Source organism: Brachybacterium sp. Marseille-Q7125, from assembly GCF_023062615.1.
In the GTDB taxonomy this organism is placed as follows: domain Bacteria; phylum Actinomycetota; class Actinomycetes; order Actinomycetales; family Dermabacteraceae; genus Brachybacterium.
Genome location: NZ_JALLAL010000002.1, coordinates 29,370 through 50,564, shown reverse-complemented (window position 1 = coordinate 50,564; position 21,195 = coordinate 29,370). Strand labels below are relative to the sequence as shown.

Below are 21,195 nucleotides of genomic sequence, written 5' to 3'. Positions count from 1 at the left end.
GGGGTCAGGTGCCTCGCGGTCCGCCGTGCTCGCGCAGCGCCTCGGCCCGATACTCGGTCGCGGGACGCGCCTCATCCAGCGCGAGCCGCCGGGCGAGATAGGTGGTGCGCTTCTCCTCGTTCTTCGCGCGCGCCTCCTGCACGGCGATCACCCCCAGCAGCACCACGACGGTGGCGTACAGCAGCAGGTCCGCGCCACGGCCCACGCCCACGAAGTTCGCCACCTGCGTGAGGATGGTCGGGAAGATGACCGTGAACACCGCGAAGATCGCGAAGCAGATGATCAGTAGGCGCCGCACCGCCAGCTGTTTCGCCCCGCGCTTCATGAACAGCCAGGCGGTGATCACCAGGATGCCCAGGATCAGCAACATCTGGATGATGAAGGAACGGTTCGCGAAGGCGCGCTGTCCCATCCCGTCGGCCAGCAGCATGCCGCCGTCGCCCGTCCCCGCAGGGAGGTGGGCGACGGCAGTGAGCACGGAATCGAGCATGATCAGGCGTTGGAGGCGGCCTGGTGGGTGGAGGCGGAGCCGTCACCGAGCACCAGGCGGGGGGTTCCCTGCCAGTTCTTCGCCGTCGTGATGTTGCGGCCATCGATGAGCAGCTTCACGCCCGGCACATCCGCGGCGCTCAGCTCGGCGTACTCGGGGTGGTCGGTCTGGACGATCACGAGGTCCGCCGCATCACCGGTGTGCCAGGGCGTCCAGCCGAAGCCCTCGAGCTCCGCGTCGCCGTACATGGTGTCGTGCACCGCGACCGTCGCGCCCCGCGCCCGCAGCGCCTCGACCACGGGGAACACGCCGGAGAACGCGGTCTCCTTCACCCCGGTGCGGTAGGAGGCGCCGAGCACCACGGCCGTCATCCCCTCGAGGGAACCCAGCAGGGATGCCGCCCGCTCCACCAGGCGCTCCGGGACCGAGGCGTTCAGCTGCCGGGCGGTGCGCACGGTGTTCGCGTCGGGATCGGTGGACAGGTACAGCCGCGGGTACACGGGGATGCAGTGTCCGCCCACCGCGATGCCGGGACGGTGGATGTGGGAGAACGGCTGGGAGTTCGAGGCCTCGATCACCTTGTACACGTCGATGCCGTGATCCTGGGCGAACAGCGCGAACTCGTTCGCCAGGCCGATGTTCACATCCCGGTACGTGGTCTCGGCGAGCTTCGCCAGCTCGCTGGCCTCGGGAGAACCCAGATCCCACACGCCGTTGGGGCGCGGCAGATCCTCCCGCTCATCGAAGGTCAGCGCGGACTCGTAGAACTCGCGGGCGCGGCGAGCCCCCTCCTCGCTGATCGCCCCGATCAGCTTGGGGTAGCGGCGCAGGTCCTGGAACACGCGTCCGGTCAGCACCCGCTCCGGGGAGAACACGGCGAAGAAGTCCTTGGACTCGGTCAGCCCGGAGATCTTCTCGATCATCGGCACGAAACGACCGCGCAGGGTGCCCACCGGCAGGGTGGTCTCGTAGGAGATGAGGGTGCCGGGGGTGAGGTGCTCGGCCAGGGACTCGGTGGCGGAGTCCATCCACGCGAAGTCCGGCTCCCACGTCTCGTCGTTCACGAACAGCGGCACCACGATCACGATGGCGTCCGCGCCCGGGATCGCCTCGGCGTACTCGGTGGTGGCTTTCAGCTTCCCAGCCGGGACCAGTTCGGAGAGCTTCTCCTGCAGATGCGCCTCGCCCGGGAACGGCTCGGTGGCCTGGTTGATCAGCTCCACCTGGCGGGGGTTGACATCCACCCCGATGACCTCATGCCCGGCGTCGGCGAACTGCACCGCCAGGGGCAGTCCGATCTTCCCCAGCGCGACAACTGCGACCTTCACGTTCAGTCCTCCTCCGTGGGCACCCACGTGCCGATATTCGTCGATGACCACAGCTGCGGCCCACCGTGACAGGGTACCCTCAACGGCCGATGGGATCTTCTCGCCCGCCCAGCCCGGAAGGAGGGCCCGTGAGCTCATCCGACGCCGCTGCTGCGCTGCAGATCCCCGACCCCGCCCCCGGAGTCGAGAGCACGTGGTTCGTCGTCCCGCTGTTCAACGAGGGACAGGTCGTCGGCGACGTCATCCGTTCGCTGCGCGAGACCTATCCGCTGGTCGTCTGCGTGGACGACGGGAGCGTGGACGACTCCGCTCGGATCGCCGCCGACGCGGGTGCCGCAGTGGTCCGTCACCCCTACAACATGGGGCAGGGTGCGGCGCTGAAGACCGGCATCGACTACGCCCTGCGCGACCCGGCGATGCGGCAGGTGGTGACCTTCGACTCCGACGGGCAGCATCAGGTGGCCGATGCGGCCGCGATGATCGCCAAGCGCGAGGAGCTGGGCGTGGATCTCGTGCTGGGCTCGCGTTTCCTGGACTCCCGCACCAAGCCCGGGCTGCTCAAGCGCATCGTGCTGCGCGGCGCCGTGTGGTACACGAATCTGACCAGCGGGGTGAAGCTCACCGACGCCCACAACGGGCTGCGGGTGCTCGGCCGCGAGGCATGCGAGAAGATCACCATTGAGCAGAACCGCATGTCGCACGCCTCAGAGATCGTCGAGGAGATCGGGCGGCATAAGCTCAGCGTCGCCGAGCATCCGGTGCACATCCTGTACACCGACTACTCGCGTTCCAAAGGCCAGTCCGTGCTGAACGCGGTGAACATCGTCATCGACATGTTCCTCCGCTGAGCTGAGCCAGGTTTTTCCGCTGAGCCAGGTTCTTCCGCTGAGCCGTCCAGCGGTGCGCGGGCTCCGACGGGAACCCCGCCGGGCGCGCCGCGCAGCGGTGCGGGCGCCCGGTCCGACTCAGCCGTCGGTCGGCTCGGGCTCCGCCGTCCCCTCGGCCACGGCCTCGAAGAACGCTGCGGCCTCCTGCTCATCGACCTTCACCGCCACCCCAGAGTGCTTCGTCTGGTACTGGGGATCGGCGATGGGCAGCGTCACCGGTTCGGCACCCATGGCACGCCGCGCCGTGAGCGCCATGCGACCGACATCGACGATGCCGGTGCCCTCGGAGGTGGTCAGCGCCCCGGACCCGGCTCCCGCCAGACGCACCTGGGTGATCGGGTTCAGCAGCACCGACGGGGATGTCACCCGGTCCATGAATGCGCTGACGAACTGCTGCTGGCGCTGCTGGCGCCCGAGGTCCGCGGTGGGATCGAAGTAGCGCGCGCGCACGAAGGCGAGGGCCTGCTCGCCGCCGACGTCATGGCAGCCCTTCGTCATCTCGAGCCCGGACTTCTCATCGCTCACGTCCTGATCGATGCACAGGTTCACGTGCCCCACCGCATCCACCAGCTGCTGCACGCCGTCGAAGCCGATCTCCACATAGTGATCGATCGTCAGCCCCGTGAAGCCTTCGACCGTCTGCACCAGCAACGGTGCGCCACCGAACGCGTAGGCGGCGTTCAGCTTGTATCCGCCATACCCGGGGATGTCCACGAGGGTGTCCCGCGGCAGCGAGATGAGATAGCTGCGGCCGTTGCGCGCCTTATGCAGCAGCATGATCGTGTCGGTGCGGGCCCCCTCGGTCCCATCGGGACCCACCGCGGCATCCCGCTGGTCCGAACCGGCGATCAGGTACGTGGTGCCGGGGGTATTCGCCGCGCCGGAGAGGGCATCGACGTGCTCGATGCGCGAATTCGCCCACAGCGTGAGGCCGCCCGCCCATCCCACGAGGATCACCAGCACGAGCACCAGCAGCGTCGCCCCCAGACGCAGCGCGCGCGGCGGGCGGCGCCGACCCCGGGACGGCCGACGATACGGGGCAGGGGAGCGCTGCGGCGGCGGGACCGGATCGACGGGGGCGCCGTACGGCTGCTGCGTGGGCGGCGGCACCGACCCGCCCGAATGCGGGGCGGGGTCATATCCCGCCTGCTGCTGGCGCGGCAGCGGACGGGTGGGCTGCTCTCCCGGGCGGGAGAGGGGGCGGGTCGACCGCGGCGGCACCGGCCGCGCGCTGCCGCCGGCCCGGGCACGGCTGCCTGCCGGGCGGCGCGGCCCGCCGGGACGCGGGGAGCGCGGCGGCTGCTGTTCGCTCACGATCTGGCTCATCCTTCCGGGCCGGGGAAGGCCCGCAGGGAGCGGGCCCGGAGCCCAGACGAAGGGGCCGGGCGCCCGTCAGCGTAACCGTCCCCGTGGCCGACACGCCGTCCAGCACAGCCCGTGCCGCCCGGCCTCCCGGGAACCTCCGCGGGACCTTCACAGCCCGGGCGAGCCCCGGTGCGGCCTACCCGGTGGGTCTTCGTAGACTTGGAGGGCCGCAGCGGCGGCATCGACCCACCCAGGAGGCGCCGTGACCGAGCCCGCACCCGTGCCGGAGACCCCTGCATCCGCAGCCCATCCCGATCTCGCGTCCGCGCGCGTGGTCGCCGTGGTGGTCACCTACAACCGTGAGCAGCTGCTGCAGGAATGCCTGGACGGGCTGCTCGCGCAGCATCGCGCCCCCGATGCGGTGGTGATCATCGACAATGCCTCGACCGACCGCAGCGGCGAGGTCGCCGATCAGCACGAGATCGACGCCGATGTGGTGCACCTGCGCCGCAATGTGGGCGGCGCCGGTGGTTTCGCGGCGGGCATCGCCCGCGCCCTGGTGCGGCACGAGGCGGACTGGGTGTGGGTGATGGACGACGACACGGTGCCGCGGCCCGAGGCGCTCAGCGCCCTGCTCGACGCCCTCGGGGCCTCCCCGGTGCGCCTGAGCGTGCTGAGCTCCCGCGCGGTGTGGACCGACGGACGCGACCACCCCATGAACACGCAGCGCCAGCGTCTGAACGCGAGCGCGCAGGAGAAGCGCGATGCGGCCCGCGCGGGCGGCACGGCGATCCGCACCGCGAGCTACGTCTCCGCCTTGCTGAATGCGCAGGATGTGCGCCGCCTGGGGCTGCCGTACGCGGACTACTTCCTGTGGTCCGATGACTTCGAGCACACCGGGCGCCTGCTGCGCCACGGCCGCGGCCTGCGGGTGCCCGCCTCCGTCGTGGAGCATCGCACCGTCGCCTTCGCGAGCGCACAGTCGAATCCGGGCAGCCGTTTCTACTTCGATGTGCGCAATCGGATCTGGGCGCTCGCCCGTACCGATTCCTTCACCCTGCTGGAGCGGATCCTGTACGGCGGCCGCACCGCCCTGGGCTGGGTGGGCCTGCTGCTGCGGCATCGCACGGACCTGCTCGGTGTGGGCCTGCGCGGGCTGCTGGCGGCGCTGCGGCGCGGCCCGCGTCCCTCCGCCCGCGTGCTCGAGGCCGATGGGGAGGCCGCCGCGGACATCCGGGCCATCGAGCGGGCGGCCGGGCGGTGACCGCCCCCGCCCCCGCGCCGTTCGCGGTGCTGATGCCGCTGTGGGCGAAGGAGTGTCCGGACCGTCTGCGCGCGGCCCTCGCCTCGGCCACCATCGAGCAGCAGCTGACTCCGGATCTTCTGGTTTTGACCGTGGACGGTCCGCTGCCCACCGAGCTCGAGGAGATCGTGGAGCAGGTTGAGGCGGGGGATTACGGGCCGGCCCGGGTGCTGCGCCACCCCCGGCATCGCGGCGTGGCCGCCGCCCTGCAGGACGGGCTGCGCGAGTGCCCCTTCGACCTGGTGGCCCGGGCCGATGCCGATGACCTGTGCCGGCCCGAGCGCTTCGCCCTGCAGATCCCGCGCATGCACGCTGAGGGCTTGGACCTGCTCGGCGGGGCGATGCGCGAGTTCAGCGACCGCATCCCGCCGGGCCAGGGCCCGCTGCGAGAGCGTCCGCTCACGCATGAGGACATCGTCCGCTACCTGCCTCGCCACAGCCCGTTCCACCACCCCACGATGGTGCTGCGCCGCTCGACGGTGCTGGCCGTCGGCGGCTACCGCGACCTGGTGCTGCTGGAGGACTACTGGCTGTGGGAGCGGATGCTGCTGGGCGGGGCGCAGATGGCGAACCTGCCGGACGTGCTCGTGGACTACCGCGTGGATGAGGACCTCTTCGCCCGCCGCGGGGGAGCGCGCCTGCTGGGCAGTGACCTGCGCCTGCAGCTGATCATGCTGCGCGACCGGGTGGTGACGCCGCTGGGCTTCGCGCGCAATGTCGCCGAGCGGACCGTCTACCGCTGTGCCCCGGGGTGGGTGCGTCGGATCGTCTACCGCACCTTCGTCGAACGGGATTCTCGGCGCGCAGCAGAGCGGGATGCGACGATGTCGGCAGGTGATGCATGAGCACTGCCACACGCCCCGGCGCGCCGACCGCCCTGTGCCGAGGGCCCGCCCGGCTCGGTTACTGTGAACGAGTTCCCGGTGGAACCTCGCCCGTCTCGAAAGGACTCCCTCGTGTCGACTCCTGATCTCCTCATCGTCGGCTCCGGCCTGTTCGGCCTGACCATCGCCGAGCGTGCGGTCGCTGAGCACGGCGTCTCGGTGACGATCATCGACCGCCGTGACCACATCGGGGGCAATGCGTACTCCGCCGCCGACGACGTGACCGGCATCGAGGTGCATCGCTACGGCGCCCACCTGTTCCACACCTCCAATGAGCGGGTATGGGAGTACGTGAACCGCTTCACCGAGTTCACCGGCTACCGGCACCACGTGTACACCACTCACAACGGGATCGTGTACCCCATGCCGATCAACCTCGGCACCATCAACCAGTTCTTCAACGCCGCCTACACCCCCGATGAGGCCCGCGCCCTGGTGGCCGAGCAGGCCGGGGAGTTCGCCGGCAAGGACCCGGAGAACCTCAACGACAAGGGCATCTCGCTCATCGGCCGCCCGCTGTACGAGGCGTTCATCAAGAACTACACGGGCAAGCAGTGGCAGACCGATCCCAAGGATCTGCCAGCCTCGATCATCTCCCGTCTGCCGGTGCGCTACACGTACAACAACCGGTACTTCAACGACACCTATGAGGGCCTGCCGAAGGATGGCTACACCGCCTGGCTGGAGCGGATGGCGGACCACCCGAATATCGAGGTGAAGCTGTCCACCGACTACTTCGACACCTCCCAGCCGCTGCACCGCGACGCCGTGCGCGGGCAGATCCCGGTGGTGTACACCGGCCCGGTGGATCAGTACTTCGACTACTCTCAGGGCCGCCTGGGCTGGCGCACGATCGACCTGGAGACCGAGCACCTGGAGATCGGTGACTTCCAGGGCACCTCGGTCATGAACTACGCCGACGCCGAGGTGCCGTACACCCGCATCATCGAGCCGCGCCACTTCCACCCCGAGCGCGACTACACCAAGGACGCGACCGTCATCCAGCGCGAGTACTCCCGCTTTGCCGAGCCCGGTGACGAGGTGTACTACCCGATCAATACCGCCGAGGACCGCGCAGGCCTGCTGAAGTACCGCGAGCTGGCCGAGGCCGAGCCGCGCACCCTGTTCGGCGGGCGCCTGGGCACCTACCAGTACCTGGACATGCACATGGCCATCGGCTCCGCCCTGTCCATGGCCGACAACAAGCTGCCCGCCCTGCTGGGCCGCTGAGGAGCACCATGACCCACAGCACTGCCACCGAGACGACCGCCGACGACACCGCACGCCGGGTGGTCCAGCGGCTGATCCTCCCGCTCGAGGTCACGCCGGACATCATTCCGCTGTACATCGAGTCCGAGGCCGCGCGGACCGGCCGCACCGACACCGCGGCCGGCGTGGGCGCTGTCGCGGCTGTCCGTGAGAGCACCGCTGACGCCCGCGGCGCAGCGCCGGTCACCCAGGTGGATCCCGATGAGCTGAGCGAGCGGCACAGCGTGGTGGTGCCGGAGCGGTCGATGCGCAGCTTCGGCACCTACTTCAACGCCTTTCCCGCGAGCTATTGGCGGCGCTGGACCCCGGTCCGCTCCGTGCGTCTGACGGTCACCACCGCCGGGCCCGGTCAGCTGATCGTCTACCGCTCCAACGCGCGCGGCAGCATCCAGCGCCACGACGCCGTCCCGCTGGGGAACGGCAGCGCCCCGGAGACCACCGTGCTGGACCTGCCGCTGGATGCCTTCGGTGATGGCGGCTGGTACTGGTTCGACCTGTACTCCGGGCACTCCGAGGTCACCCTGATCGGTGCCGACTGGTCCCTCGAGGCTGCGGCAGCACGTACCGAGGGCACGGTGTCCCTCGCGATGACCACGATGAACAAGGTGTCCTACGCCCTGGACAACGTCGAGCAGATCTCGAAGGACGCGCGCCTGCGCGAGATCCTCGATGTGATGTACGTAGTGGACCAGGGCAGTGACCGCCTCTCGGATCACCCCGAGCGCCTCGATGAGATGCAGGCCGCCATGGGCGATCAGCTCGAGGTCATCGAGCAGGGCAACATCGGCGGCTCCGGCGGTTTCTCCCGCGGCATGTACGAGGCCTCCACGAACGGCCGCAGCACCTACGTGGTGAACCTCGATGACGACATCGTCATCGAACCCGAGTCGCTCAGCCGTCTCGTGGCCTTCGCCGACTACGCGACCGTGCCCACACTCGTGGGTGCGCATATGTTCGACCTCAACAACCGCTCAGTGCTGCACGCCTACGGCGAGATCGTCAACCCCTGGCGGTTCCTGTGGATGCTCCCCTCCGAGGAGCACGAGTACGGCCATGACCTCGCGGCGGAGCCCCTGCGATCCACCCCGTGGCTGCACCGCCGCGTGGATGTGGACTTCCACGGCTGGTGGACCTGCCTGATCCCCACCGAGGTGGTACGGGAGATCGGGCTGAGCCTTCCGGTGTTCATCAAGTGGGATGACTCCGAGTACGGTCTGCGCGCGAAGGCCGCGGGGTACCCGACAGTCTCGCTGCCCGGCGCGGGTGTGTGGCACATCAGCTGGCAGGACAAGGACGACGGCGTGGGCTGGCAGTCCTACTTCCATGAGCGCAACCGGGCGATCGCGGCGCTGCTGCACTCCCCGTACGAGCGCGGTGGACGGCTGATCAAGGAATCCCAGTTCCTGGACATCAAGCACATCATCTCCATGCAGTACTCCACGGTCGCCAACCGGGCCCTGGCCCTGCGGGACCTGCTACGCGGACCGGAGACCCTGCACGCCGAGATCGGCACCAAGCTGCCGCAGATCAAGCAGGTCCTGGCCCAACACGGAGACTCCGAGGCCAAGCCGGACGTGGACGACTACCCGGCGGTGAAGGTGACCAAGCCGCCGCGGAAGGGACGGCCCTTCACGGAGCCGCGCCGTGAGCTGCTGCCGATCTGGGCCGCGAAGACCCTGGTCAAGCAGGTCATCCTGGAGCCCAAAGAAAGCTCCCAGGAGCACCCGCAGGCTCTCGTGGCGCATCAGGACGCGAAGTGGTGGCGCCTGGCCCATCTGGACTCCGCCCTGGTCTCCAACGCCGAGGGGACGAAGGTGTCGTGGTACCGCCGCAGCCCGCGGCAGGTGCGCGGCATGATCGCCCAGGCTGTGAAGGACCACGCGGAGCTGCTGCGGCGCTGGCCCGAGCTGCGCGCACGCTACCGGGACGCCGCCGAGGAGCTCACGTCCTTCGCGGCGTGGGAGGAGACCTTCGCTGCGAATCCCGCGCCGGTGCGCGAGAGTGAGCAGAAGCGATCTGGCACGGGGAACACCACGGCGTGAACGAGGGCAGGACCCCGCGCGCGGCGCAGGTTCCCACCCGGGCCGAGCAGGCGGAGGGCTGGCGCGCCCCGGGAGAGGACGCCGGGTGGCTGAACCCGATCTACGAACGGTTCCTGCTGCGCCTGCTGGTGCGCAAGGAGCTGCGCGTGCGCTATCGCGGCAGCGCACTCGGCATGGTGTGGAGCTATGTCAAGCCCGCCGTGCAGTTCCTGGTCTTCTACATCGCGCTGGGCATCTTCCTGCAGCTGTCCAAGAACACACCCGCGTATGCGGTGTACCTGTTCAGCGGCATCGTCGTGATCAACCTCTTCGGTGAGGTGTTCGGCAACGCCACTCGCTCCATCACCGGCAACGCGCCGCTCGTGGCGAAGATCTACCTGCCCAGCCAGCTGTTCCCCTGGGCCAGCATGTTCGTGGCGCTGGTGCACTTCGTGCCGCAGCTGCTCGTGCTCGTGGTCGGCGCGCTGCTGTTCGGTTGGCTGCCGTCTCTCACCGCGGTCGTCGCCTTCGTGCTGGGAATGGTGATCCTGCTGGTGTTCACGATGGGGCTCGGCATGCTGACGGCGGCGCTGAACGCTGCTTTCCGCGATGTGGAGAACTTCGTGGACCTCATCGTCATGGTGGCCACATGGCTCTCCCCGGTGCTGTACCGGGTGTCGATGGTCGAGGAGGCCATCGGTGGAACGATCTGGTGGTGGCTGTATCAGCTGAACCCGTTGACCATTGTCGTGGAGCTGTTCCACGTCGCGTTCTGGCGCTACGGCCCCGGCGTGGTGGAGGCCGCAGCGGTGGACCCCTCGCTGACCGCGCCGGGAGAGCCCTTCGGCCTGTGGTGGGCCGGGCTGCTGATCGCGATCGGGACCTTCGTGATCGGCACCATCGTGTTCGAGCGGTCCAAGTGCCGCTTCGCCCAGGAACTGTGAGGAGACGCGATGAGCCCTGACATCGAGGCGGTTCCCGAATCCGCCGCCGTCCCCACCGAACGCGAGATGGTGCGCATCGAGAACGTCACCAAGCAGTTCTCGCTGCGCCATGACCATTCCCTCAAGGAGCTGGTCTTCTCCGCGCTGCAGCGCAAGAAGCTGGCTGACACGTTCCTCGCACTGGACGATGTGTCCCTCACCGTGCATGCGGGGGAGACGGTGGGGCTGATCGGCTTCAACGGTTCGGGCAAGTCCACGCTGCTGAAGACCATCTCCGGGGTGCTGTACCCGGATCGCGGCCGCGTGCTGCTGCGCGGGAAGGTGGCCGGGCTGATCGAGGTCGGAGCGGGCTTCCACCCAGACCTCTCGGGGCGCGAGAACGTGTATCTCAACGGCGCGATCCTGGGGATGAGCGAGCAGCAGATCGATGAGCGCTTCGATCAGATCGTCGCCTTCAGCGAGATCGAGGAGTTCATCGACACTGACGTGAAGTACTACAGCTCCGGCATGTTCCTGCGTCTGGCGTTCTCCGTGGCGGTCCACACCGATCCGGACATCTTCCTGGTGGATGAGATCCTCTCGGTGGGCGATGAGCCGTTCCAGCGCAAGTGCCTGGAGCGGATCCGTCAGCTGCAGGAAATGGGCCGCACCATGGTGGTGGTCTCCCATGAGCTGGAGATGCTCGAGAAGCTGTGCACCCGCATCGTCGTGCTCGCCAAGGGCCGCACCATCTTCGACGGGGATCCCGCCGAGGCTGTTGCGACTCTGCGCGCGCAGTGAACGTCGCGACCCTGCGCGCACAGTGAGCCCGACGGTCCTGCACACCCGGTGACGTCCGCAGCGGGACGGCGAGGCTGCGGGCGGACCTGATCAGGCGTGGCCGGTGGCGCCCTCGTTGCGGGCCTGCGCTGCGCTGACCTGATCCGCCGGGCAGATGATCCCGCCCCCGGCAAGCCATGCCCCGAGCACCGGGGTGATCACGTCCAGACCGTCACCGGGCACCAGCAGGCGCGGAATCCCATCACCGGGGGCCGACGGGGCCGGACCGGACCAGGCCGGCAGCGGCACGGAGAGCTGATCAGGGTGCGCGCGGACCTCCTGCACCCAGTCATGCACGAGGGGCGGCAGCGCGCTGTCGAAGCGTGGGGCGAGCGACCGGGCCTCGAGAGCGAGCACCTCATCGGCCGCATCGGCGAGCTCATCCTGTGGGACATCGGTCACGAGGACGGCCGGGGCATCCACGCCACCGCTCGGCTCCGGGGCGGCGCCATCCTGCGCGGGCTCTCGGAGGGTGACGTCGGCGCCGAGTGACCAGGCGGCGATCGCGAGCACCAGGCGCTTCCAGTGCGGCGGCAGGTCGATCAGCACCGCAGCCCCGGGGGCCAGGGCGATCTCATCGGCCAGGTGCCCGATCGCCTTGATGATCCAGTTGGCGAGCACATGCCCGGACAGCTCCACCCGGGCGGCCTCCCCGTACCAGGCCAGCACCGGCTGGGGGCCCTGGGCCTGCAGGGCGTCCAGCAGAGCGTGCGCAGTGCGGGTGGGGTCGGCGGGCGCGGTCATCGGTTCTCCTCCGGGATGGGATCGAGAAGGTGGACGGGGATCTCGGGCAGGGGCTGGCCCAGCGACTCCGCGCCGAGCGCCGTGCGGATCCGTTCGACCATCACGGCTGCGGCGGCCAGAGCGCGGCGGGACTCATCGGCGGGCTGCACCTCGATCCCGGTGATCTCCCCGCGATGGGTGAGGGAGCGGACATGGGCACCCAGCGGGCTCGTGCCCTGGCGCGGCAGAGCCGCCACCGCGAGCGCCCGCCCGATCCGCTCCGTGGCCGGTTCGGGGGACATGCGGGCTACGGGTTCGTCCTGCTCGGCGATCCCGAGAGCCTGCCACACCGATTCGAGACTGGGGCGGCGGAACCAGTCATCCTCCCCGGTGCGGGAGAGCTCGCGGGCCGGGACGTCCGCTGCCGTGGCACCGGGGACGCCGCGGACCAGCGCCGCGGGGATCGCGTCGGCCTTGCCCTTGACCAGGTCCGCGGCCGCCGCCAGCTCATCGGCCAGATTGCGCACCGTGACCTTGAGCTCGCGGCCATCGGCATCGCGCCCGCCGCGCAGATCTTCGAGCGCCGCCACCCCGGCGGCACCGAGCGCGAAGTCCGTCACGCCCATGCGCCAGATCCGGGAGGAGGTGTCCGTCAGCAGCACCCCGATCGGCACCCCGAGGGCGGCGGTGAGCCCCTCGTGCAGCTCCCGTGCGCAGGCATCGGGGTCCTCCGGCAGCAGCAGCGGGCCCGCCGGGGCGTTCGAGGAATCCACGCCCGCGGCGGCCATCACCGGCCCGGAGGGGATCTGCACCACGGAGGTGACCTGGCGGGTGTGCAGGCGCCGCGCCACCACCCGCACGGCTGCCGCCCGGATCGCCTCCTCCCGCTGCTCGGGGGCCACCCGCAGATCCTGGGCCTTGGAGATGATCTTCGTGGACACGCACAGCACATCGCCCGCGCGCGGCGCGAGCGGAGCGAGAGCACCGGCAAGCAGCGCCACGAGATCATCACCGGCACCGACCTCCGGCACCCCGGTGACAGGCAGCACCTGCACTGCCGCGGGCGAGGCGGAGGCGCGGCTCGAGGCTGCGCCCGCGCCGTGCGGGGTGCCGGACGGGATGGGGCCGGTCATGTGAATCTCCCGGGTGACAGGTGTGATGAGGCCCCGCGGTGCAAGGCGACGCGCCGATACCGCTTGACGGACCAGGACTACACCGGTGTAGTTTAGGCCGTGCACAGCCCCGAGCGGCCGTGCTGCAGCATCCCAGGGCGCGTACCAGGAGGAAGGAGTGGCGGTCATGGACGAGAACCGGTTCGAGGACGCCCGAGCAGAGCTGACCCTGCTCGATCTCACGATCCAGGATTCCGAGGACGCCGAGCTGTCCTGGCATGAACGGGCGCTGTGCGCCCAGACGGACCCGGAGGCATTCTTCCCCGAGAAGGGCGGCTCCACCCGCGAGGCCAAGAAGGTCTGCGTCTCGTGCGAGGTGCGCCAGGAATGCCTCGAGTACGCGCTCGAGAACGATGAGCGCTTCGGCATCTGGGGCGGCCTGTCCGAGCGCGAGCGCCGCAAGCTCAAGCGCCGAGCTGTCTGACGCCTTCCCTTGGTGCACGAACGCCACGTCACCGCGATCGTCCTGCTGGACGGGACGAGCACGCACGCATCCGCCACCGCACTTCTCGACGCCCTCGCGGCGCAGACTCAGCTGCCGCAGCGGATCGCCATGGTGGTCCCCGAGCCGCAGCGCGAACAGCTGAGCGGTCTTCTCGACGATGCTGCAGATCGCGGTCTGCTCGACTCCCTGATCCCCATCTCCTCTGCCGTGAGCCGCTCCGGTGCGGTGCGTGAGGTCCTCGCCAGCCTGCGCTCCGAGGCGGACGCAGCGCCCTCCGGCAGTGTTGCGGCTGCCGAGCCTGCGGTCGCCGCGGCCCAGGGCTCCCGGGGCGGTCGCCGCGCCCGCGATGTGAACATCGATCAGGTGGAGCGCGCCCGCACCCAGCAGGCCGAAGATCTCGCCCGCGTGCCCGAGCGGCTGCGCGAGAACCGGCCGCGCACCGGACGGCGGGCCGCCACCACGAGTGATGAGACCTGGCTGTGGTTCCTCCAGGACGGTTCCCCGCCGGAGCCCGATGCCCTCGAGCAGCAGCTGCGGATCGTCGCCGTCTCCCCGAACACCGCTGTCGTCGGCGCCAAGCGGGTGCGTCCGCTGTCCGAGGAGGAGCCCGCCGGGAGCACCGGTCGCACCGAGGCTGCGCGGGCCCTGGTCGACGTCGGACTGACGCTGACGCGATCGGGCGGCATCGTCACCGGCATCGACCCCGGGGAGATCGACCAGGGCCAGTCCGACTGGCGCCAGGATGTCCTCGCCGTGCCGCTGCCGGGCATGCTCGTGCGCGAGAACACCCTGCGGGACGTCGGCCCCCTTGACCCGGACCTGCCCCCGCCGTGGGCGGAGATCGACCTATGCCGGCGCATCTGGCGTTCCGGGGAGCGCGTGGCGGTGCAGTCCGCCGCTCGCGTCCAGCACCGGATGCCGACCAGGCCACGTCTGGAGCGCCTGCGCGAGCAGCGCATGGGGCAGATCCTGCTGCTGCTCAAGCATCGGCCCCCGCTGTACTCCCTGCTAACCCTGCTTCTGCTGCCGCTGCTGACGCTCGTGCGCATCGGTGGCGCCCTCGCCGCGGTCGCCCCCCGGCTCGCGCTCATGGAGCTCAGCGCCTGGGGGGCGGCGATGTCCCGTGCTGGGCGGGTGATGCGCCGCGGCCGCCAGGACGCCCGACGTGCCCGCGTGCCGCAGGCACGCCTGGCGCCGCTGTATCTGCCCCGCGGTGAGGACATGCGCCGCTGGGCGGAGGAGACCTGGACCGGACTGGTCGCCGATGATGACCGACAGCGCCGCATCCGCCGCACTACGTGGGGGATCGCGGGCACCCGCCACGGGATCGACGATGCTGACTACGGCCGTCACATCGCGTGGACGGCGGTCGTGGCCCTCAGCGCGACAGCGCTCGCCATGGTGGCGCTGCGCGGACTGTTCGGCCGCGGAGAGCTCACCGGACCAGCCCTGCGCCGCATCCCCGAGACCTGGGGCACCCGCTGGGAGGCGGCCTGGGCCAGCTGGATCCCCGGCGGTCTGGGGGAGCGCGGACCGGCCGATGCCCTGGTGCGGCTGCTCGGCCACCTGCCGCTATCCGGCTCCCTCGCCCTCGAAGCACTCGTGTTCACGGCGATCCCGCTCAGCGCGCTGCTGGCCTGGTGGGCGGCCGGAGCGATCACCCGCGCGGTCGGGGCACGCCTGGTCCTGGCCGTGGCCTGGGGGCTCGCCCCGCCGCTGCTGTCCGCCCTGATGCTCGGCGCCTGGCCGCTGCTGCTGGTGCACCTGCTGCTGCCGCCGCTGGCCCTCGCGGTGGGTCGGGCCGTGGGACTGCCGCATAAGGTCTCCCAGGCCAGCGTGTCCGCCGCCGCAGCGGGGGGCCTGGTGCTGCTGGTGATCGGCGCGGTCCAGCCGGTGCTCGTGCTCATCGTCGCGCTCGCCCTGGGGCTCGTCGCGATCGCGGTGCCCGGTCGTCGTCGCCGCCTGCTGTGGGTGCTACTGCCCTCCCTCGCTCTGCACGCGCCGTATGTGCCGCTGTGGGTGGGGCATCCCGAATTGTTGCTGGCTGTCGCCGGGGTGCCGCCCTCCGCGGCCACCCCCACCCTGCTGGATCTGCTGGCGCTGTGGCCGGTGCCCTCCCCGCTGCCGGGTGCGCTCGCGGGCCCCGTCGGCCCTACCGCTGCGCTGCTCCTCGCGCTGGTGCCGCTGGCGCCCGTGGCCCTCGCTGCTCTCGGCGCTCCGCTGCTGGCCGGTGCCGCCGGGCGCATGGGTCGCTTCAGCCTGCTCGCGGCCGCGATCGTGGTTCTCGCCGTGCTGCTGGCCCAGCGCACACCGGTGGCGGTCGGGGACGGACAGCTGGTCACCGCGCCGCTGCACGGCCTGCTGAGCGTTCTGCTGCTCGCGCTTGCCCTCGGGGCCGGAGCGACGTTCGATGCCCTCGCCCGCCGGGAGCAGAGCGATTCTCGCAGCCGCCGGATCACCACGAGTGCGCTCGGCGCGATGGTCGCCGCGGTGTGCGTGGTGAGCGTGGCCGGGTGGACGATGCTGCTGCCCGCGCAGCTGCAGATCCAGCGCAGCGAGCAGGGGGAGGTTCCGGCCGCCGCCGCGGATCAGGGGCGTTCCGATGCCCGCAGCCGCGTGCTCGTGCTGGACCAGCGCCCGGACGGCAGCGTCGAGGCGGATCTCGTGGTCCATGGCGGGGACAGCGTCATCCAGCACGCCACGGTCGCGGATCTGCGGACGGCGAACGCTGCGCGCGCCGGGCAGGGCGTCGATGACGATGCCGCCTCAGCAGCGCTGCGCGAGGCGGTCGGGGCGATGCTCGCCGGTGGAGGCTCCGCCGTGCCCGATGCCGAGGAGCAGCCCGTCGCCGAGCATCTGGCGATCTCCTACGTGATCGTCCCCGGCCATCCGCAGGAGCAGGCTGAGCTCTCGCGCACGCTCGATGCATCCCCGCTGCTGGAGAAGGTGACCGACGGCGCCCGGGGCGGGATGTGGCGCCTGATCGGCGCACAGCCCCGCGCCGAGGTCATCGGCCCGGACGGGGAGTCGATCGCGCTGGCGAGCGGCGTGGTGGATGCTCGCGGGGACGTTCCCGCTGCGGACGTCGAGCGCACCGTGCTGCTGTCCGAGCGGTTCGATGGGCAGTGGCGGGCGAGCGTGGACGGGCGTGAGCTCGCGCCGCTCGAGGTGGACGGCTGGGCTCAGGGCTTCACGCTGCCTGCCGGGGTGGGTGGTGAGGTCGTGATCCAGCGCGAACAGCCCGCGCTGCTGGCATGGCAGATCCTGCTGTACAGCGTGACAGCTCTGACCGCGCTGATCGCCATCCCCTGGCGCGTCCGCCCCCGCACCGTGGAGGAGATGTATGGCTGATCGTTCCCGCCCCGGCGCCGCGCCGCACGGCGTGCTGCGTCCCGCGCTCGCGGTCGCGAGTCTGGTTCCGCTGGCTGTCGCGGGCACCGCTCTGGCGCTCAGCGAGCCGCATGAGCCGGTCCCGGTCCAGCATCAGGAGGTCACCGCGCAGGAAGGCGCCCGCACCGCCGTGTGCCCCGGGGCGCTGCAGCTGCCGGAGGACCTCGCCGAGCGCACCTCCGATGACGACCTCGGCCTGGTGCCCCCTGCTGAGGCTGTGGCCGTGCGCACGATCTCCCTCGAACCGGCATCCTCGCTGCTGTTCGGCAGTGTGAACCCCTCGACCACGCTGCAGGAGGACGACGGGTCCGTTCGCCACCCCACGATCTGGACCCTCGACGCCGACGGGGAGGTGCTGGGCGATGATGCGGAAGCCACCGACCTGGGGCTTGCCGCGCAGCGACAGGAGAAGGTGACGGGTCCCTCGCGGGTGGTCACCGCTGCGTCGCAGGGCGGCCGCCCCGTCGCCGACTCCGTGCAATCCGTGATCACCCCCTCCGGGGATTACCGCTCGCTGGTGGTGACGCGCTGCAGCGAAGCGACCACGTCGGCCGGATTCCTGGGGGTCTCCACCCAGCGGGGTGACAGCTCCGAGCTGGTGCTGCGCAATGACACCGACCGGCCCGCGACCGCCTCCGTGCAGCTGTGGACCGCCGAGGGCCCGGCGAAGATGGAGGGCCGCAGCCAGGTGGTGGTCCCCGCCCACAGCCAGGAGCGTGTGCTGCTGGGGTCCGTGGTGGCCGATGAACCGGCGCTCGGCGTGCGCGTCGACGTCGTCGGTTCACCGCTGGCGATGAGCGTGCAGGCCACCGAGCGCGACGGCCTCACCCCGGGCGGTGCCGAGATTCTCACGCCCCTGCCCGATCCCGCCAGCGACCTCGTGATCCCGGGCGTGGATGTGGCCGGAGCTGAGCCGACCGTGGTGATCGCGAACCCCAGCGGTGAGGCCACCACCGCCACCATTACGGTACTGGGCCCCGATGGCCCGATCGAGGACGCCACCGTCGAGGATCTTCCCCTCGCCCCCGGCAGCGTCATCGCCCGCCCCCTGCCCGACCTGGATGAGGGCACTTACGCCGTGGCCATCAGCGCTGCGGACCCGGTGCAAGCAGTCGCCCGCGCCGAGCGCACCGGGAAGGATCTGCCCGGCGACACCCTCGGCAAGCCCGTGGACTTCACCCTCACCTCTCCTGCCCCCGCGCTGGTCAGCCACGGCATCACCGCCCTGCCCGCGACAACGGGCCCCGGAGCGCTGTCGCTTGCGGCCACGGAGGAGGCAGTCGCGACGGTGATCCCGCTCGGGGCCGATGGCGGCGCCGGGAAACCGATCGAGGTGGAGCTCGACGCCGGGCGCACCGCCACTCTGCCCGCCGCGCGCCTGGGCGTCGACGGCAAGCCCGCGGCCGGGATCAGCGTGGTCCCCGATGTGCCGGGCGCGGTGCATGCGAGCTGGGTCCAGCGCGCGGAGGACTCCGACGACGGTGTGCTGCTGTCCACGCTGCCGGTGGTGCCGGCGCGCGGTGGTACCGATGCCGTCACCGTGCGGCTGTCCGAGTGAGAACCGTGCACCGACCGGAGTGAGCACTGCGCCGCGGACCCTCGGCGGCACGTGAGCTCACTCGCCCCAGGCGCTCGGATCCACGTCCTCGGGCCGCAGCCCCAGGAGGGATGCGATCTGCTCGGAGAGCACCTGACGCACGAGCGTTTCGAGCTCCTCCTCATTGCTGCAGCGGGTCTGCACCGGCCGCCGATGGATGATCACTCGCGGGGGGTGCTCGCGCGTGGGCGGCACCGCCCGGCCCAGCACTACGGTGCGCTCTTCCCACAGCGCCGGATCCGCTGGCGGTACCTCCTCGACGAGGATCCGCAGATGCTCCAGCCGGCGCGGGAAGCGCCCGGTGAGCTCTGCCCCGATATCGGCGACGAGGTCGTCGAAGCGTTCGCGGCGGGTGCGGAACCCGGGCAGATGCGGGGGGATCAGATCGAAGCGTCGGCCCCGGCCATGGCGGTCACGCCGTCGCACCGACCGGGTGGAGGCGGCGGCATCCTGCGGGCGGGGCGCGAGGTTCATGCCCGGCACTCTAGCCCCCGTGCCCGAGGAGGGCGTGCCCTGCCTGATCCGTGCCTGCGGCCTGCGTACACTGCTGGACGTGCCTGCTCGTGAATGTTCCCGGACCGCCTGCTCCCACCCCGCGGTGAGCACCCTGACCTTCGTGTACCAGGACTCCACGGCCGTGCTGGGACCGCTGTCCCGGGTCAGCGAGCCGGGCGCCTACGACCTGTGCCGTGAGCACGCCGAACGCCTCACCCCACCGCGCGGCTGGGATCTGCTGCGGGTTCCGGGGGAGGGGAGAGGCGATGACCTCGTGGCTCTGTCCGACGCCGTCCATCGGCCCGCCGCTGAGGCACCGCCGAGCTCCGCCGCCGCGCGGCCCACTGTGAGCTCCAGGGGCGGGCGTCACCTCCAGGTGGTCAGGAGCCCTCATGAGTGAGCGCACCAGCGCGGACCTGTCCGCGATCGTTAAGACCTCCGATATTCGGGGCGAGGCGGGAGTGACGCTCACCGTGGAGGTGGCGCGTGCTCTTGGGGCCGCCTTTGCAGACCTGCTGGATGCCCCCGAGATTGTGGTTGCCCATGACATGCGTGTGAGCTCCCCGCAGCTCGCGGACGCGGTGATCGACGGGGCGGTGCGGCGCGGCGCCGTGGTGGCCGATGCGGGACTGGCCTCGACCGACCAGCTGTACTGCGCCTCCGGCCTGCACCAGGCCGCCGGGGTGATGATCACCGCGAGCCACAATCCCGCCGCGGACAACGGGATGAAGTTCTGCCGCGCCGGTGCGCGGCCGATCGGCCGCGATGACGGCCTGGCCGAGATCCGCCGCCGCGCCGAGGAGCATCTGGCCGCGGGGGAGATCCCTGCGCGCGGGCAGGGCCGCGCCGAGCAGATCGAGACCCTCGCCGATTACACCGCGATGCTGCACCGCCTGGCCCCGCTGCCGCCCGGCCGGGATCTGCACGTGATCGTCGATGCCGGCAATGCGATGGCGGGCCTGACCGCCCCGGCTGTGCTCGGGGACCTGCTCGGGATCACGCTGGAGATCCTGCACGGTGAGCTCGACGGCAGCTTCCCGCACCACGCCCCGGACCCGATGCGCCCGGAGAACCTCGCCGATCTGCAGCAGGCCGTGACCGCCCGGCAGGCGGATCTGGGGCTCGCCTTCGACGGCGACGCCGACCGCTGCGTGGTCCTCGATGAGACCGGCGCCGCGGTGCCGCCATCGGCCGTGACCGCCCTGATCGCGCAGCGGGAGATCGCCCGCGCCCGCGCCGCGGGGGAGGAGCAGCCGACGGTGCTGGCGAACCTCGTCTCCTCCCGGCATGTCGCGGAGGCGATCACCGCCGCGGGCGGGCGTCACGTGAGCACCCCCGTCGGCCATTCCCTCATCAAGGCCCTCATGGCGCAGCATGACGCCGTGTTCGGCGGTGAGCACTCCGCCCACTACTACTTCCGCGACTTCTTCCGTGCGGACTCCGGGATGCTCGCCGCGTTGCATGTCATCGCGGCGTTGCGCGAGAGCGACGGTCCTGCCTCCCAGCTCGTGGCGTGCCACAGCCCCTATGCGATCAGCGGCGAGATCAACTCTCGCCACCCCGCCCCGGCAGCGGCCCGCGCACGGGTGCGCGCGTGGGCGGAGGGCCTGCCGGGAGCAGCGGTCCAGGAGCGCGACGGTCTGATCATCACCCACTGGGACGAGGCCGCGCCCCCTGCCGAGCAGTGGTGGCTCACCCTGCGCTCCTCCACCACCGAACCGCTGCTGCGGCTGAACGTCGAAGCCCGGGAGGCAGCCACGATGGAGCAGATCCGCGACACGGTGCAGAGCCTCATCGCTCAGCCGGGGTCGGAGGGGGATACAGAGCCGGAGCCGCGGGGGGAGCGAGAGCAGGCGACGGAGCACGAGCAGCCGGTGGGTGTCCTTTCGCAGACCGCTGAGGCAGCCACCGACGTGGAGCTGCCCGCCGGAGCGAGTGGGGCCGGTGTACCGCGCTGGGTGCGCACCGCCCTGCGCTGCCCGGACTGCGGTGGACAGCTGCGTGATGTGCCCGCCGCCCTGCAATGCGCGCACTGTCGGCGCGTGCACCCCGTCGAGGACGGTATCCCCGTGCTCATCGCCGGCCGCACGTCCGCGCCCGGGCAGTGAGACTCCGCGAGGATC

At 70.9% G+C, this 21,195-nt stretch carries 18 protein-coding genes; 12 read left to right on the top strand and 6 right to left on the bottom strand.

The window, feature by feature from the left end; all coding sequences use genetic code 11:
• Positions 1–4: 4 nt before the first annotated feature.
• Both MU407_RS00960 and MU407_RS00955 read right to left on the bottom strand, forming a co-directional pair.
• Positions 5–478, bottom strand: a complete 474-nt coding sequence (locus MU407_RS00960) for a DUF2304 domain-containing protein (RefSeq protein ID WP_246954742.1) — start codon at positions 476–478, stop codon at positions 5–7.
• Positions 479–492: 14 nt separating this feature from the next.
• On the bottom strand, positions 493–1,818 hold the full coding sequence (locus MU407_RS00955; protein WP_246954741.1) for a nucleotide sugar dehydrogenase: 1,326 nt from the start codon (positions 1,816–1,818) through the stop codon (positions 493–495).
• 128 nt (positions 1,819–1,946) lie between these two features.
• On the opposite strand from MU407_RS00955, the gene MU407_RS00950 reads away from it, so the two are divergent.
• Positions 1,947–2,666: a glycosyltransferase family 2 protein gene (locus MU407_RS00950; protein ID WP_246954740.1), complete on the top strand. Its 720-nt coding sequence runs from the start codon at positions 1,947–1,949 to the stop codon at positions 2,664–2,666.
• A gap of 117 nt (positions 2,667–2,783) precedes the next feature.
• Here the strand turns inward: MU407_RS00950 and MU407_RS00945 are convergent, their stop codons facing one another.
• Complete coding sequence (locus tag MU407_RS00945) at positions 2,784–4,019, bottom strand: LCP family protein (protein ID WP_246954738.1); 1,236 nt, start codon at positions 4,017–4,019, stop codon at positions 2,784–2,786.
• A 253-nt stretch (positions 4,020–4,272) separates the two neighbouring features.
• On the opposite strand from MU407_RS00945, the gene MU407_RS00940 reads away from it, so the two are divergent.
• The 6 genes from MU407_RS00940 to MU407_RS00915 all read left to right on the top strand — a co-directional run bounded on the left by MU407_RS00940 (position 4,273) and on the right by MU407_RS00915 (position 11,211).
• Positions 4,273–5,274 (top strand): glycosyltransferase, encoded by a 1,002-nt coding sequence (locus MU407_RS00940; protein WP_246954736.1) that lies wholly within the window; start codon positions 4,273–4,275, stop codon positions 5,272–5,274.
• The gene (locus tag MU407_RS00935; RefSeq protein ID WP_233190594.1) at positions 5,271–6,158 is read left to right on the top strand and encodes a glycosyltransferase; all 888 of its coding nucleotides are present in this window, start codon (positions 5,271–5,273) and stop codon (positions 6,156–6,158) included. The genes MU407_RS00940 and MU407_RS00935 overlap by 4 nt, the downstream gene beginning before the upstream one ends.
• A 111-nt stretch (positions 6,159–6,269) precedes the next feature.
• On the top strand, positions 6,270–7,427 hold the full coding sequence (glf, locus tag MU407_RS00930; RefSeq protein WP_102235069.1) for a UDP-galactopyranose mutase: 1,158 nt from the start codon (positions 6,270–6,272) through the stop codon (positions 7,425–7,427).
• Positions 7,428–7,435: 8 nt separating this feature from the next.
• On the top strand, positions 7,436–9,508 hold the full coding sequence (locus MU407_RS00925; protein ID WP_246954734.1) for a glycosyltransferase: 2,073 nt from the start codon (positions 7,436–7,438) through the stop codon (positions 9,506–9,508).
• Positions 9,505–10,431, top strand: a complete 927-nt coding sequence (locus MU407_RS00920) for an ABC transporter permease (RefSeq protein WP_246954733.1) — start codon at positions 9,505–9,507, stop codon at positions 10,429–10,431. The genes MU407_RS00925 and MU407_RS00920 overlap by 4 nt, the downstream gene beginning before the upstream one ends.
• A 9-nt stretch (positions 10,432–10,440) precedes the next feature.
• Complete coding sequence (locus MU407_RS00915; RefSeq protein WP_246954732.1) at positions 10,441–11,211, top strand: ABC transporter ATP-binding protein; 771 nt, start codon at positions 10,441–10,443, stop codon at positions 11,209–11,211.
• Between the two features lie 90 nt (positions 11,212–11,301).
• On the opposite strand, the gene MU407_RS00910 is transcribed toward MU407_RS00915, so the two are convergent.
• Together MU407_RS00910 and cofE are read right to left on the bottom strand one after the other, a co-directional pair.
• Complete coding sequence (locus tag MU407_RS00910) at positions 11,302–11,994, bottom strand: TIGR03089 family protein (RefSeq protein ID WP_246954731.1); 693 nt, start codon at positions 11,992–11,994, stop codon at positions 11,302–11,304.
• A complete protein-coding gene (cofE, locus tag MU407_RS00905) occupies positions 11,991–13,106 on the bottom strand; it encodes a coenzyme F420-0:L-glutamate ligase (protein ID WP_246954730.1) in 1,116 nt (371 codons plus the stop codon). Before cofE ends, MU407_RS00910 begins: the two co-directional genes overlap by 4 nt.
• Before the next feature lie 166 nt (positions 13,107–13,272).
• Between cofE and MU407_RS00900 the strand changes: the two genes are divergently transcribed.
• From MU407_RS00900 to MU407_RS00890, 3 genes are read left to right on the top strand one after another with little or no spacing between them, the layout of a single operon-like run.
• Positions 13,273–13,569: a WhiB family transcriptional regulator gene (locus MU407_RS00900; protein ID WP_102235075.1), complete on the top strand. Its 297-nt coding sequence runs from the start codon at positions 13,273–13,275 to the stop codon at positions 13,567–13,569.
• A gap of 12 nt (positions 13,570–13,581) precedes the next feature.
• Complete coding sequence (locus tag MU407_RS00895) at positions 13,582–16,941, top strand: hypothetical protein (protein ID WP_246954729.1); 3,360 nt, start codon at positions 13,582–13,584, stop codon at positions 16,939–16,941.
• The gene (locus MU407_RS00890) at positions 16,934–18,538 is read left to right on the top strand and encodes a DUF5719 family protein (protein WP_246954728.1); all 1,605 of its coding nucleotides are present in this window, start codon (positions 16,934–16,936) and stop codon (positions 18,536–18,538) included. Before MU407_RS00895 ends, MU407_RS00890 begins: the two co-directional genes overlap by 8 nt.
• Before the next feature lie 57 nt (positions 18,539–18,595).
• Here MU407_RS00890 and MU407_RS00885 read toward each other — a convergent pair whose 3' ends face one another.
• Entirely contained in the window at positions 18,596–19,051 is a 456-nt protein-coding gene (locus MU407_RS00885; RefSeq protein WP_246954726.1) for a metallopeptidase family protein, read from the bottom strand.
• A gap of 79 nt (positions 19,052–19,130) precedes the next feature.
• Here MU407_RS00885 and MU407_RS00880 point away from each other — a divergent pair, with 79 nt between their 5' ends.
• Positions 19,131–19,472 (top strand): DUF3499 domain-containing protein, encoded by a 342-nt coding sequence (locus tag MU407_RS00880; protein ID WP_255407864.1) that lies wholly within the window; start codon positions 19,131–19,133, stop codon positions 19,470–19,472.
• Positions 19,465–21,180: a phosphomannomutase/phosphoglucomutase gene (locus MU407_RS00875; RefSeq protein ID WP_246954724.1), complete on the top strand. Its 1,716-nt coding sequence runs from the start codon at positions 19,465–19,467 to the stop codon at positions 21,178–21,180. Before MU407_RS00880 ends, MU407_RS00875 begins: the two co-directional genes overlap by 8 nt.
• Positions 21,181–21,195 lie beyond the last annotated feature (15 nt).

Coding starts and splice junctions, on each gene's coding strand:
- MU407_RS00875 (WP_246954724.1), top strand. CDS start 19,465: ATGAGTGAGCGCACCAGCGCGGACCTGTCCGCGATCGTTAAGACCTCC.
- cofE (WP_246954730.1), bottom strand. CDS start 13,106: ATGACCGGCCCCATCCCGTCCGGCACCCCGCACGGCGCGGGCGCAGCC.
- MU407_RS00885 (WP_246954726.1), bottom strand. CDS start 19,051: ATGAACCTCGCGCCCCGCCCGCAGGATGCCGCCGCCTCCACCCGGTCG.
- MU407_RS00900 (WP_102235075.1), top strand. CDS start 13,273: ATGGACGAGAACCGGTTCGAGGACGCCCGAGCAGAGCTGACCCTGCTC.
- MU407_RS00915 (WP_246954732.1), top strand. CDS start 10,441: ATGAGCCCTGACATCGAGGCGGTTCCCGAATCCGCCGCCGTCCCCACC.
- MU407_RS00890 (WP_246954728.1), top strand. CDS start 16,934: ATGGCTGATCGTTCCCGCCCCGGCGCCGCGCCGCACGGCGTGCTGCGT.
- MU407_RS00925 (WP_246954734.1), top strand. CDS start 7,436: ATGACCCACAGCACTGCCACCGAGACGACCGCCGACGACACCGCACGC.
- MU407_RS00910 (WP_246954731.1), bottom strand. CDS start 11,994: ATGACCGCGCCCGCCGACCCCACCCGCACTGCGCACGCTCTGCTGGAC.